The organism is Paenibacillus hexagrammi, assembly GCF_021513275.1.
Classification (GTDB): Bacteria; Bacillota; Bacilli; order Paenibacillales; family NBRC-103111; genus Paenibacillus_E; species Paenibacillus_E hexagrammi.
In genome coordinates this window covers 32,459-46,218 of the sequence record NZ_CP090978.1, presented here as the reverse complement: position 1 = coordinate 46,218, position 13,760 = coordinate 32,459, and the positions used below count along the sequence as shown (strand labels likewise).

At 35.0% G+C, this 13,760-nt stretch carries 11 protein-coding genes and 1 pseudogene; 3 read left to right on the top strand and 9 right to left on the bottom strand.

Annotation, left to right across the window (positions count from 1 at the left end):
* Positions 1–53 precede the first annotated feature (53 nt).
* The 6 genes from L0M14_RS00295 to L0M14_RS00270 all read right to left on the bottom strand — a co-directional run bounded on the left by L0M14_RS00295 (position 54) and on the right by L0M14_RS00270 (position 5,720).
* Positions 54–257, bottom strand: a complete 204-nt coding sequence (locus tag L0M14_RS00295; RefSeq protein WP_235120139.1) for a hypothetical protein — start codon at positions 255–257, stop codon at positions 54–56.
* Between the two features lie 308 nt (positions 258–565).
* The gene (locus L0M14_RS00290) at positions 566–2,854 is read right to left on the bottom strand and encodes a DUF262 domain-containing protein (protein ID WP_235120138.1); all 2,289 of its coding nucleotides are present in this window, start codon (positions 2,852–2,854) and stop codon (positions 566–568) included.
* Positions 2,842–3,801 (bottom strand): hypothetical protein, encoded by a 960-nt coding sequence (locus L0M14_RS00285; RefSeq protein ID WP_235120137.1) that lies wholly within the window; start codon positions 3,799–3,801, stop codon positions 2,842–2,844. The genes L0M14_RS00290 and L0M14_RS00285 overlap by 13 nt, the downstream gene beginning before the upstream one ends.
* 47 nt (positions 3,802–3,848) lie before the next feature.
* Complete coding sequence (locus L0M14_RS00280) at positions 3,849–4,202, bottom strand: DUF262 domain-containing protein (RefSeq protein ID WP_235120136.1); 354 nt, start codon at positions 4,200–4,202, stop codon at positions 3,849–3,851.
* 16 nt (positions 4,203–4,218) lie between these two features.
* Positions 4,219–4,944 (bottom strand): hypothetical protein, encoded by a 726-nt coding sequence (locus L0M14_RS00275; RefSeq protein ID WP_235120135.1) that lies wholly within the window; start codon positions 4,942–4,944, stop codon positions 4,219–4,221.
* Positions 4,941–5,720, bottom strand: a complete 780-nt coding sequence (locus tag L0M14_RS00270) for a hypothetical protein (protein ID WP_235120134.1) — start codon at positions 5,718–5,720, stop codon at positions 4,941–4,943. Before L0M14_RS00270 ends, L0M14_RS00275 begins: the two co-directional genes overlap by 4 nt.
* Positions 5,721–6,422: 702 nt before the next feature.
* On the opposite strand from L0M14_RS00270, the pseudogene L0M14_RS00265 reads away from it, so the two are divergent.
* Positions 6,423–6,857, top strand: a pseudogene (locus tag L0M14_RS00265) (IS1380 family transposase); the annotation flags it as partial.
* 418 nt (positions 6,858–7,275) lie between these two features.
* Here L0M14_RS00265 and L0M14_RS00260 read toward each other — a convergent pair.
* The gene (locus L0M14_RS00260) at positions 7,276–7,677 is read right to left on the bottom strand and encodes an AAA family ATPase (RefSeq protein ID WP_235120132.1); all 402 of its coding nucleotides are present in this window, start codon (positions 7,675–7,677) and stop codon (positions 7,276–7,278) included.
* Positions 7,678–7,883: 206 nt separating this feature from the next.
* On the opposite strand from L0M14_RS00260, the gene L0M14_RS00255 reads away from it, so the two are divergent.
* Positions 7,884–8,159 carry a hypothetical protein gene (locus L0M14_RS00255; protein WP_235120131.1) on the top strand — a complete coding sequence of 92 codons (276 nt, stop codon included), beginning with the start codon at positions 7,884–7,886 and terminating at the stop codon, positions 8,157–8,159.
* Positions 8,160–8,404: 245 nt separating this feature from the next.
* Here the strand turns inward: L0M14_RS00255 and L0M14_RS00250 are convergent, their stop codons facing one another.
* The gene (locus L0M14_RS00250; RefSeq protein ID WP_235120130.1) at positions 8,405–10,063 is read right to left on the bottom strand and encodes a hypothetical protein; all 1,659 of its coding nucleotides are present in this window, start codon (positions 10,061–10,063) and stop codon (positions 8,405–8,407) included.
* Positions 10,044–12,050 (bottom strand): hypothetical protein, encoded by a 2,007-nt coding sequence (locus L0M14_RS00245; protein WP_235120129.1) that lies wholly within the window; start codon positions 12,048–12,050, stop codon positions 10,044–10,046. Before L0M14_RS00245 ends, L0M14_RS00250 begins: the two co-directional genes overlap by 20 nt.
* 266 nt (positions 12,051–12,316) lie before the next feature.
* On the opposite strand from L0M14_RS00245, the gene L0M14_RS00240 reads away from it, so the two are divergent.
* A complete protein-coding gene (locus L0M14_RS00240) occupies positions 12,317–13,498 on the top strand; it encodes a hypothetical protein (protein WP_235120128.1) in 1,182 nt (393 codons plus the stop codon).
* Positions 13,499–13,760 lie beyond the last annotated feature (262 nt).

Below are 13,760 nucleotides of genomic sequence, written 5' to 3'. Positions count from 1 at the left end.
TCCCCCCTAATCTTAAAATATATACCTTTAATGCAAACGGCGCAGGCAACTTCCTAAAGCTCATCATCATCCTTCATGAATCCCTCTATCTTTCTGCCCATTAAGTAAATCGCTAACATTAACGTACCGATGCCGATTGCCTCAATTGCTTTTCTCCAATCCTCCTGAATACTAATCATCCCTACACCAAAACCAAATAACATAACAATAGTGACTTTTATCAAAATACCCTCAAGTATCCCTATCCTTTGCTTCATCAAAGCGCCACCATTCTTCGTTTTGTTTGATTACGTATTACCGTACTAATTACCGCGTTTTATATCAGTGTTACCAAAAATCGATGCCGACTAACTTCGTGTTGATTTTTTAGGGAAATGTCCAAAAATAAAAGCCCCAGCCAAAAAAAACTTGACTGAAGCCACTTGATCATTTAATATCACAATACTAATTGAACCCTAATTACGAAAAAGGGCTCCAAATCTTTGGTAGAATGGTGTTTGCGAAACAACAACACCCAAAGAGAAGAGCACCAGTAAATAAAATCAAGACTGAATTCTCGCTATGTTTACTGTATTTCATCCAATTTGATGAAAAATCTATTTCCATTAATATCTATAAACCGCATTTTTTCTTTGTTTTCCTTTAAGTAGATCGTCATATCCTGTTTTCCTTTTTCGTCACTTTCCATAAAGAGTTTAAATTTATATAACAATATTCTATTCAAATAAGGTTTGTCAGAAAAATAGACTTTTGTCTCTTGGCTTAACCAATTAAAGATCCAATTCTTGCTGTTGTAGTTATCTAAATAGGTTGGCAAAGAATTTATGTTAATGCCATTACCTATCAATCCATTCTCTGCGTTCAAAAGAATATATGAAAAATTCCCGAGAAAATTGCTTGTATCCCAAACGGCATGCGTTTTTGCATAGGCTGCAAAGCCATCCTTATTTTCTACATCCGTTTCCTCTGGCTGCGTAATTTTGCCGTCGGCAGAAATCCAACCATCCGGTAATATATGTAAAGGATAGTCCCGCGGAGTCTCACTAAATGGTATCCCATTATCAAAAGTAAAGAAATCGCACCAAGTGTGAGGCACAAGAGAAACTTGATGCTTTTTATGTGTAGTTCCACAATAATTTTCCCATGATATATGGATATTAGAAAAAAGGATTTCTCCAATACTTACTTTATTTTCGTAAAAAAACTGTACAATATGCTTATATTGATACTGTAAATCGTGGCGCTGGATATCACTAAGCTTAGAATACAATGCATCGTTGCAGAATTCTTTCAACTGGCACGCATCCTCAGTATAATTCAAAAAATTATCCACCAAACCATTTATAAACGGCAGGTTCTCGTACTGTTCAATCGTATTTCTATCTGATGATTTCTCTTTCTTTGTCTCTTTTAATAGTATGCTTTTGCACAAGTTGTTTTTGCACGCTTGTATGCAATCATTTGCACATAACATATTTGCATTGGGTATAAATCCTTTATTCAGACTAATTATACTATTTAATAAAGACCTTGTATCATCGCTGCATTCTTCATTCTCACACTGGGTGTAATATTGAGGGATTCCTTGCACATTGTATCCGGCATGAAGAATGTAGTTGTGCTCTGGGCGCAGACCACCCCACTTTATCATCGCACTATCACATAATTTCCTATTATTATTTAATATTTTTTTTACTAAACGGAGATATGCATATAAGGCATCTCTGGTTTGCCCAACGTACGGCAAGTTGGCTATATAGCACCAGATCACAACATCTTTCTTTGTCTCATTTGAGTTAGAAACATTGCACAAAAATTCCTCTAACATTGCAATATAGTTTATATCGCTAATATTCCAATGATGTCCCTTACGATAAGCATCATGTTTTAAGGAGTAATTAATACAAGAAAGAGAAGAGAGGGAGGCATTGCCCATCTCATTAACAACAGCATCTACTATACATTCCAAGCGCATAAGGTGCTCCTGGGTCAACCAGCTAACCGTGGTTGACTCGTATCCCTCCTCGCTATCTTTTTCTTCTATCCACATCATACGAAAGCAGTACTGCAAGAAACCTATCAGCAGTTCCTCTTCACAATGAGCAATTACTTCCGTATTGTTTCCAGGCATCGACTTGGATTTTTTATGTAAGTAAGGCAAAAAGAATCTAAGCCAGTCATTCTCCATTTTTAAAGCAAATCTTTTAAAAGAATCTCGAGTCAACACGTTATTACTAGCATGATGAAATAGCTCAGCTTTGAATACTTCATAGGACCTTAAATCCAACCCATCGTTTATATCCAAGAAAAATTGCTCAGCATCGCATATCTCATCAATAAAAATCATATCAAAAAGCACTTTGTTAAAAAGAAAGTCAAATGATATCCTGTCAGACGGTCTATAATTATAATAAGGTGGTTGAATTTGGGTAAATTCTTCAATCAGTTTAGCCAGTGAATATGTAGTAAAGTCAACAGCCTTATCTACTTTTATTTCCTTTGGTTTTTCCAGCCATGAATTGGCCAAATCCCTGCCTGTAAACGAAAACTTCTTAAGCAATTCTTGCGTTGTTCTAACCGTGTCAGTGCTTTCCTTCAAATGAGCACAAAGGAAAACAAGCGTCGCTAAGCGCTGCTGCCCATCATAAACATAGAAATTGTTTTTGTCTTTATAACCAACAAGGCAACTGAAATTAAATCTTTTATCTTTTACAGCACTCTCCGCCATTGCAGTCAATAAATCTGTAAATTTCTTGCCGCCGCTCCCCATGACATAGTCACGCTGAACATCAGGTATGATAACTTTATCAAACGTACTGAGAACATCTTTCAAAGACATTTTTATCGATTCCATGAGAGTGCCCCCTGATGATGATACTTGTCTTCAATGTAGGTAAAATAGATTTGACGAAATGTTTCAAATTCAGCTGTCCCATTATATAGCCAGTTTTGTTGCCCTTCTTCATTAAATTCTTCACGAATACTTTTCAAGGCATCCACATAATCAAGAGAAAGTTTTTCATCACCTAATTGAGATTCAATAAAGCAAGCCTGTGCAAATGCTTCTTTCATCTCGGAACACGTTTTCAGAAGATATTCTTCCAGGTATTTACTGTGATTATTTTTTAACATGCCAAAAAAACGGAGCGCATTTTTTTCATCTTGTTTGTTATTTACGATCGTGTCCAGCTTATATAAACAATTAAAAGCATTATAACTGTTCCAACTGTTTTTACTTATATCTGATGACAACACAACAAGGATATTCCTATACTGTTTCAGCAAAGCCAATTCTTTCTCATACTGATAACCCAATGTACTGCTCACATCATATTTATCGCTTCCATACCGTTCACAGCACAGTAATTTAAGGCGATTCTCGTCAGGATAATGTTTATCCTTCTCACGCTTTTCATCCTCCGGCAGGGTTGCTTCACAATATCCTTGTTTTACCAAATCCCAAATATCCTGTTTGAGAAATAGCACTTCTGATAAATCTCGAAAAAGGTGCAGCACTTCATCTTTCTTCGCTATTTCTTTTGAATCTATAATTAAATTGGCTTTAATCCTGTCCGAAATAACAAAGCGGGTCTTATTTTTGTTCAGGTTGATAAACTCATCAAATGGCTCTGCATTAGAGATATGTAAGAGAAAGTATACGTTTTCTCTTATATACTTCATAAAATCATCTGCTTTTTGGGCATTGTAAGCCATGTAGTTATAAGCTGAATCCTCTTGTTTTTTTTCCAAAGCCTCTAATTCTTCTTTAATCGCATAGTAATTATCTCGGAATCGAATCAAATCAGTGTACATCTCTTTTTCTGAAAGCTTCGGAGAAGCAACATTTTTTAAATAGCTTTGTCTCGTATATTCAGTTTGATTGATCCCTCATCTCTTTCCATTCGAAAGGAGAAATACTCGTCATGGGGCTTTAAATATTTTAGCAACATATATAAGGTTATGATACGTTGTTGCCCATCTATTAATTGCATTTTGCCATTTAATTCGTTATGCAATGTGATCATTCCTGCAGTATAGGTTTCTTGCTTATTTAAATAGGCCTTCCATAAATCAGCGGCCAATTTTGAAGCGGTACCAGAATCCCATTTGTAATTCCGTTGAATAAGTGGAATATATATATCGTACTCCTTAAGGTAAGCATTAATTATATAATCAAATGAAACCATTTGGTTGTTTCCCATATTCATCCTCCATATGTCACACTGAAGCCGCTGATTTGCAAAGGCATTTATATAAATTTACTTTCAAGTTTTTTTCTTGATGTTCTTTTACAGTATACATATTATTTAGTGACCACCTTTCGGGTATTTCATCTGTACTCCAGTCAACAAACGAAAGCGCAAACTGAACTTTTGCATTTGTTTCATTGATAACTTCATTATCCAGAAAATCTTTGTATGAATGATAAAAATTAATTAGAAGACTATTCACATTAAGCTTCTCCTGTATACTTTCTTTATCTTCATCTTTATGCTGAGCATCATCCTTGTTTAATAACCGCTGCTCTTGTTCAAGTTTATCAATATTGTTCTTTATGCTCTCTTTTTCTCTTGCCAGTATAGAAGCATATCTCTCCTCAAAACAAGCCCGTCCCTGGTTTTTGTTTTTATGATATGCCTTAAAATAGCTAAAGATAAGCTGGCAATATTCTGTCTCATCAAATGTGATGTGGTAGCATTTTTCGGATGCCGCCATAAGGGTTGCTTCTTCAGCATACTCGGCAATTTCCCAGAAAGTCTTGCTCGCAATAACCTCTTTATCCGCAATAGGGCTGATTCTTGAGCTAATCGCTCGATCTCCACCCTTTGTATGCTTATTCTGTAAAAAATTTAATACAAAATAATCATATTTGTTATCATCCATACCTAAAGCTTTCTTACTATCCTCAAGCTCTGCCTCCGAAATAAATTTGCCATCACTCAAAAACTTCTTGGACCAGGTATCAAAATTTTTTTCTCTTCATTTCTTGGGTGGCTGAAATCAAAGCAAAATTCAGGATTCTTCTTCGCATCAAAGTCGAAATCTGATAATAGATATTCTTGTAATGTGATTTTACTGCCCTCGTATTCAATAAAATTTATAGGCGCATCTTTTATGATATACAAATTTGCATTACCGTTCCGATCAAGCTGCATATATTTAAACAAGTCAATTCCGAAGCATTTGGACAATGACTTTAATCTTATTTTACCACCTGGATTGATATGCTCCTTGCAAGCATAGAAAAATGACTGAACTCCATTTTCTTTTATTTTATTGTTTTCGTTATAAGAGTTCTTAAGCCATTCATGCCAATTGCTATCTACTCCATAACCAACGCTATATAAAGTAGAGGTTTCTTTTCTATATTTGACATCATAATACCAGCCCAAACCAATGCTGTTCATTTCTTTTATGCTGTTGGACTGAATGTAATAGTCAATTACAGTTTTCTTAAACTCATCATCGTAATTCTCATACTCTTTTAGTAAATTGTCGATGATTTTACATAGTCTTATGTAATGAACAGATAATTTCATTCTATTCTCTGGTAATTTATTTGCGTCGAGCACTCTAATATTGATTGTTTTTAGCAAATCTAAATCACTTAAACAGAATTCGTTTCCATCACTTAATTTGGACAATATTTCCAATAAAAAGTATGTGTACGCCCCAACTTTTCCATTAAATTCTCTATGCCTATCAAAATCAACGCTCATCAGCTGAACCTCCTAAGTTCTTATAAACTCAACATCCGCAGAGACAAAACAGGGGTACAGTACCTGCTCTATAGGCAAAAAGCGAATGAAGCAATCGACTTGGCAATAAGTAGAAAACCACCACTTTGTCGGTAAAGTGAGAATTTCGAGCTACCACTACCCATACAGAAGAGGTGTTTTCTCTATGCAGCTTTGAGCCAAGAAAAACATGCGCTTATTTGTTCTTCTATTCCATTTTTTATGCATCGTTTACGTGATTAATATAACACAGCTTCACACGTGATTAATATGGCTCAACACCGAAATAAGTGCTTGACTGAAAGAGGGACCTGAGCGGAGGGGCAGAGGGATTTTGGAGAAACGATAGTGGTCGCCTTAAAAGATTTCTTCAGAAAGCTACTTCGGAGGCATACGCTTTAAAGAACGATTTCTACCATGAACGTCATAACTCAATAAGGAATCAGGCTTTAACAGGAATGGGAAAAAACCTGATCCGCGGCGACTCCCTCGCCAGAAATCAAGCACTAATTTTAGTTTGAGCCATTAATATAAACAACTTCTCATCCCTATAGGTAAGCTGGACAAAAAAACTTCAACCAGAATTACGAAAGTAACCGTCGCTAAAAATGAAAAAGGGCTCCAAATCTTTGGTAGAATGATGTTTACGAACACAACATCACCCAAAGAGATGAGCACTATAAGGTGAAGTCTACCACACCCGTAAGCAAAATCAAGACCGAATTCACGCTGAACGAAGCTTTCATTGCCCCATACACTCAAATCGACGAGCTTGGAGGAGGTAAAGTCTATCTGGAATATGGAATACATGGAAAAAATCAGGCTGGCGGATACCCTGAAAACCATCTCCTGCAGCAAGACGAAAAACCGGTTGTTCCCCTTCATCGCATCTTCCTTTATCTCCTTATCGGCGAGCGACTGTTTCATTTCCGCTGTTTGCAAAATTACTCTCTGTTACGTCTGTTTCTCGGAGGGCGCTGCCCACACCATTCTCTGCCGAGCAAGGTACTCATCCGCTTAGGCAAAGAAAACTCGACGATCCGGGATGAGCTGCAGACCATCAACCGTGACCTTATTCGTCCTTGTCTGCCTCCATCACTTATCCTGGATTTGGACTCTAACACCTCGCACTTATTAAGTGGCAACTGAATCCGGCGATCGCCTGCTTCAACGCTCTGAAGTTACATTTGATCTTAAAGCGGGCCGGATACAACTTCAAGATCTCAAGCGCGTCGAGGTTCATCTCCCCACCACAAAACGCAGTTCCTGGTACAACTGTTGGCCCCACAGTTAATTCAGGAACAGCTAGTTCACAGCTTCTTCGTTGCCACACATGTTCTCCGTAACGGATTCAAATGAAGCAATTGTCCCTTTGTAAAAAACTCGGAAAGTGGTTTGGCTTAATTTAATGGGTTATAAAATCATAAAAAATCATCCATTGAAAATAAAAGTCAGAAAGTACTTTTTATGCTGCCTACTAATGCTTGTTAAAAAAGTCGGAAAATAATATTATAAGTTCTAACAATACTCGTCAAAGCTAAGCCAATTCGCGCAACATTTCTCTATCCCTCTTCAAAAATTCTCCTTTTGATTTTGTGATATCCATATCAATAGGAATAGAACTTTTTAGTAGGATCTGGCATATCCTTTGTCCTTCAAGGACTATGTATTCGTATAAGGCACCTTTTTGACTGTCCGTTAATCCTCGAAATTCATAAGTGAATTTTATGATGTTTGCGGAACCACCAGTTTCAAGATTTGTTGCAAAGTCTTCGTTTTTGACAAATAGTTCTTTTATCGGTTCGCCTAAATTATAAAGCAAACGAATGGCATCGATTATAGTAGATTTTGATGATCCATTTTCTCCGATTATGATGTTTATGTCTTTATTGAATGACAAATCCATTGATGGGATTCCTCTAAAATTTTCAATAGTCATTCGTGACCTGTTGAAGATTTCGCCTCAATTACAATTATTTATGAAAAAAGACGAGACAAGCACCCTGATTACTATACTGAAGCAAATCCAGGTCAAAAAGCTAGCTCCAGTACATTTGAAATATTCAGCATTACTATTTAGGAGCTCTAAGAGATAGTACTAGCGACTTGCTTTCATCGAAAAAGAATATTTTAGGCAGGTTTATCATGCAGAGTGTAGAAGCTAACCAAACTGAAGAAGAATATAAGGCTATCCCTGAACGGGCAAATACTGATTTATTGCAAAAGGCAGAAATAGGTTCAACTAAGGCTAATATCAATAGTAATCTTGCTCAAATTTATTCAACTATTTCACAAATTGATTTACATATAGAACAGTCTAAAATCGATTATATAGTCAATGTAATTAAACCATATCTCCCCTTTTCAAATCCGAGCATTGGGAATTCGGGATTGAGCCTTTATCAAAACAGTCTTGGCTAAATAATTTAATTTACATTGCTACTGTATTAAGTGATATGAGCGATCGGGTAAATAAAGATAATACCATTCATTATGCCCTCCTATATGCGTAACGGTTATAGTTGAGACTAAAATGACATCTAAATGATGGGTTTTAACAAAAAAAAATGAGACTTTAAATTATTATAATTGAGACTTATCGTATTATGAGCACTTATAATTGATACTTTTATTACCGCGGCATTTTAATACATTGAATGATTCGGTTATGTAATGAATCTGCGCCAGTACTCGGGAAAAACCGGTGTTCTGAAATGCCTTGATGATAGTAAACCAATTATTAGGTATCCATTAGAAAAGAATGAAAATTTTTGTGGATCACCATGTTGCTCCTTCTCCTCTAGAACTTGATCTTTAAACTCATTAAAATTCTCTGGCATATCAATTGATGTCCTCATGGATCCAGATTCATATAAGGCATTGGTATGATACATAAAATTTTCTGAGTCATCGTCCGGATACCAAATTTGCAAATTCAATTTGGGTAATATGTTTACTAACGCATCCCTTGTCTCGACGTATAATTGCTCAAAATCTAATAAAATGGCCCATTCTAAAATAATTGGGATTAATGTCGATGACTCAGTTTTACTTTCCAAATCATTTAATTCAATATCAATCAATTCCTCATAAGAATCAGATAAGATTGGGAATCTACGATTGAATCTATAGTTAAGAAAAATATGATTAATTAACTCAAACAGCCAATTTTTCATTTCATCTTTTTTATCCAAATAAAATAGAAGAACTAGTGCAATATTGATATCATTACTATGTCCATCTAATAATGGATATAAACTCGCTTTGTTGTTCTTAATTAACTTTATCAAAGCATCGCTAACTACTTTCGCATTTTCAATTAGGTTATTCCTTTCATTCTCAAAAAACATAGATTTATAAATACAATCTAACCCCATAATGCTTAAGATACCTATTTGTTCAAATATCAACATAGGATATTCAATTTCTTCTGCTCCGTAGCCGGATAACCCATCCTTAATATAACAGTACTTTTGAATCTTATTAAAGTAGGCATTATTAATCGAAGATCGAGTAGACTCCAATTTTAAAAATTCATTTACCATCTTGTCATTGTAAATCAAATTATTTTTAATAAGCCAATCCCAAACTCTCAATATTACTCGCTCTGCTGATAACAATGCAGGTTTCAGATTGTCAGCATTATCAGACCATAGAAAAATTAAATTTAGTGATAGATGTAATAACCTAATTACTTTCAATCTATCCTTTTCCTTTGTTAATTCCCTTTGAAAGAGCGTTTCGTCAATTAATTTAAAATAATGAGATAAGTCGTAATCGTTCAAATCTATAAATGCTAACGTTTTCCTTAGATAGCTTTGAGCATATTGGGGGAAAAGATATTCATTGAATAAATACTCTTGTATAAGAATTGAAAGTTTGTCCCCGCCCCAAAAATCAAATTCAATTTCCCCTTCTCTTCTTCTCTCATCAATATACATTTTCCAATTCATTTGAATAGTCTGTGCCAAATCACCATTTGTTGCTACAATAATTTTCTTAGGTAAATGTTTAAAATCAGAACTGATCATAGTTTGTATATAAACATCAAAAATCTCATTTAACGAGGGCCTAACAGCTTGTGGACCGGAATCCCAAGAACTTCGATCAATATCTTTTTGCTTTATAACAAATAGAAATACTTTCTTAACTTGGTCTTCCGGATCTATGCCTATGCCTGCTATATCCACCCCATACTGCCGTACCCCCCGTTGAGGTTTGCTCAAGGGCTCAATGTCCATAGACAAAAGTAAATCCGACAGCATAGAATCTAATTCTTCGCTTTCTTTCATTAATGAAAGATACTCACGAATAATCAGTTTCATCTCGAGCCTCTTTTCTTCTTAAAGTTCTCCATTGATAACGTAAAAGTTTTTGACCAACAGGGTCAAAAATTTCGCCACGTGGCAGCTCATATGAATATGAAATCTCTTGTAAGGCCGTCCTGTCTGAAAACTCACCTTGATACTTAGAAAAGGATGTTTTTCCACCCTTTAAGACTATTTTTGTAAAAAGTTTAGATAGAACTGAGCCTTCCTCAGATTTTTCTCTTATATTTTTATCCTGCTTTCGTGCTTTCAATTTTAAGTACTCATTTGCACGACTTTCAACTGGATAAAACTCTTTTAATTTCGGCAATCTGCGTAAATTTTCAAAATATCTCTCTATTTGATCTAAGATTTTCTTTGCCATTTGGATCTCAGTTTCAGATCCTGTTTCTATCTTTACTTTGAGTAAATCTCTAGTAGCTCCTGGATAGTTATAAGCTATGTAATTGTTAAACGCCCATAACACATTCCCATTAATAACATCACTAACGGGCTCTCTTTGTAATACAGAAAAAACAAGAGCGCATAACATTGTGTTCCAGTGAACATATCCTAATATTTTTGAAATAATAAAATGGATGTCATTGGAATCCATTTTATCTAATTCGGTTTTACAGAGTTGAAATGTCGACTCCCGAACACCGTAGTAATTCACTATATCTGCCGCGGCAGTATGAAGAACCGAATCGTTATGATTGAACCAAAGAGTAATATATTTTTCAATCAACCACCTCTTAGTAGTATGCAATTCCTCTAAAGCGAATTTGAATACCTCTGCGATATTAGAACTACTTTCTTCATAATATTGTCTATTTTGTACCCAGTGCTCAAAAAAGGTGAAAATAAATTCAGGTTCATCTTCTACAAAGTTATGAAGACAATAAGATAAATTATCTATAATCCCCTTGTACTGTATTTCAACGAAAGATAGTTTGATTAAAATATCTTTATACCACGGTTCACTTTTATACTCAGAGTGCTGAAATAAGATAGTAGATAGCTCATATTGAACATTTGAGTCACTAATGTGTGAAAGTTCTACGAGTTTGTTTGGAATTGTTCTATCTTTTGACATTAAATTCCCGTAAGATTTTGCCACTACGCTAAGAATATGTGAATCGGTCGTTCCTTGCACAAGTCTATTGTATTCATTAATTGTCTCTGACAAATAAGTCCTTTTTAAATCGTCGTAATCAAAAAGAGAAAGAGTAAATATAGCCTGACATTTTATCTCGAGGTTTTCATCCTTTATTAATTGAAAAGCTCGTTCATAAACGTCTTCGAATTTAGTACTTTTTGAAATCCCTGATAAAACCGCGGGTATTAATGAAATAAGCAATTGATCTGTCTGTTCCTTCAATTTTGCAAATAATTCAGAACCTAATTCAGGTTGTATCTCACACATTTTAGAGATAGCGCTATAGATTCGCCCATGAGTCATATCGCTTTTAGTCATTTGAGCAATATACAGTGTCATATCAAGCAATGAATCTAATGTCTTATTTATATAGGGCAAAGAGTCGGTTATTGCAAAATAAACCATCCAGAATCTATCTCGATCAATACTCAAAACCTGCGCACAAATATCTTTAGAAAAATCTCTACTAAGAACAATAAGTACCATCTCAGCAATATGTTTTATTGCCTGATTCCTAGTATCACGACAAAGTTGCTCAAAAGCTTCCCAAAATTGCGCTGTGTTTTCAAAGATAGGTATAAGTTGATTATTACAAATCTCCCTTGCTAGGAAGTACACTGTAACAAAGTTATTAGAGAATGTGGCTTGTCCGTCATTAACAATAATTAGCTCTAATTCAACTGCCACCGAAAGCATTTTTTCATGTGCCGAATTTAAAGGATATGACTGATTTTTTTGAGTGTATCTTGCGATGTCGAATAGTACAGAAGAGTCATCCTCAGGAAAGATTGCAAGTAATCGATCACAATTAAGATAAACATCTTGGCAAAATTGAAATTCCGTCATATAACTCCCCCTCCAATCTAAACCAACAGTAAAAATATTAAAAAGTATATTCCTTACGCATATACATAATATACCAACACGCCTAGCTATGCTAAAATATTAAATTATAATAGAACCGCTTATTAGCTCAAAAGAATAGTTCAGAAATTGAATTTATGGCATCACATTTAAATGGTTTTCCAGGGGACGTGCCTCTCATGATGAGGTGACTAAACTCTAAACCATACATGTGCGAGTGGATTTAATATTTATACGGAGGGGTAACCTTGTTTCAAAATATTTTTGAATATCTAAAACATGGATTCAAACATCCAATAACACAAGGAATATTCAGAGTGATGAGTATTATTTCGTTGACTAGTACCTGTATTACAATAGGAGGATTTCTCCTCTATACAATTGGCTATTCATTTCTTTATGGGTATTATTTTTCTGGAACGAACACACTGTCTATCGGGCTAATTGATTTACTTATTTTGAATATTCCCTTTCCCTTTTATTCAGTTATAATTACAAGTTTTACATTCGTTTTAATCATAATTATCTTTACATTAATTTTATACTTTTTAGCCATAGTAGGAAAGCAATTGTTTACTAAGGGAGAACGAATCACAGGATTTCCCTTTCTGCTTATTACTATCATTGGCTTAACTATTTTTCAAATTGCCTTAATGACATTTTTCGTTAGTGAACCTCATTACTCTCTTACAGTTTGGCTTCGTTCCAGTTTGCTGTGGGCTGGTCCTTTCTTAATCGCATTATTTGTTTATCTTTCTATTCAAATGTCACGTGGGATCTTATCAGCCTTATCAGGGCTATTGTATGGGTCTTTAGGCGCCGCTATCATATTTACTGTCTTGAAAATCAACACAGAAACAGCTGGATTCTGGTTGTACACTTTATTTGGAGTTGCCTTCATTTTTAGTTTTTTTGAACATCTACGCAAATATCTTTTATATCGATTTATCTTATGGCTTCCAATGACTGTACTAGTGTACTTATTGTTGGCATTTGAATTATTTCCGAAACTTCAACCAATAAATATTTTTCAATTAATTATTACATTTATAATTATTCTGTTACTCACATTCTGCATTGCTTTCTTTATTGATACTACAAAGAAACGGGCTAATAAAGATGTTCTTAAGAACAAGTCAGATGCATTATTGAAAAACAAAATAAAGCCAATAGTTCTTTTTCTGATCCTAGTATTTCTCTCGTTTACTATGACTTTGCTTCCCAAAATATCTGGTTTATCCGGAAACTTCTTACGTACTATTATTTCGACATCAGAGCGAGGAACGGTTATATATAATAATTTCACTACAATTGAAAATTCTAGTTTAGTTGCTCAAAAGGATGGCATCTATTACATATCTAATAGTAATTGGGAGTTAACTATTCTTAAAGCAGATCAACTTAGAATTGATACAAAGCATCTTAAATAAATGTTAAACGCAGGCAGGGAAAATCTCACTAGGGCGATCACCCCGAATATTACAACTGAGCGTGTGCAGACTACTTACCTTTTGTCAAACTCAAACGACGCGCCCTTGCACTGGGCAAAACCTTTCAATTAATGACTTTAATCTCCCGATGCAAATGCCTGATGAAAAGAAGGCTTACTTTACGTTGCAATGTCCCGCCAAAATGGCAGTTAGTAATAGGAATCCCGAAGTCGGCAAAAATGGACCAGCAGCAAGTAACCAT

Bases quoted from the DNA above. Each gene is read 5' to 3' on its own strand.
- L0M14_RS00295 (WP_235120139.1), bottom strand. From the start codon at position 257: ATGAAGCAAAGGATAGGGATACTTGAGGGTATTTTGATAAAAGTCACT.
- L0M14_RS00290 (WP_235120138.1), bottom strand. From the start codon at position 2,854: ATGGAATCGATAAAAATGTCTTTGAAAGATGTTCTCAGTACGTTTGAT.
- L0M14_RS00280 (WP_235120136.1), bottom strand. From the start codon at position 4,202: ATGGGAAACAACCAAATGGTTTCATTTGATTATATAATTAATGCTTAC.
- L0M14_RS00270 (WP_235120134.1), bottom strand. From the start codon at position 5,720: ATGAGCGTTGATTTTGATAGGCATAGAGAATTTAATGGAAAAGTTGGG.
- L0M14_RS00260 (WP_235120132.1), bottom strand. From the start codon at position 7,677: ATGACTATTGAAAATTTTAGAGGAATCCCATCAATGGATTTGTCATTC.
- L0M14_RS00255 (WP_235120131.1), top strand. From the start codon at position 7,884: ATGCAGAGTGTAGAAGCTAACCAAACTGAAGAAGAATATAAGGCTATC.
- L0M14_RS00250 (WP_235120130.1), bottom strand. From the start codon at position 10,063: ATGAAACTGATTATTCGTGAGTATCTTTCATTAATGAAAGAAAGCGAA.
- L0M14_RS00245 (WP_235120129.1), bottom strand. From the start codon at position 12,050: ATGACGGAATTTCAATTTTGCCAAGATGTTTATCTTAATTGTGATCGA.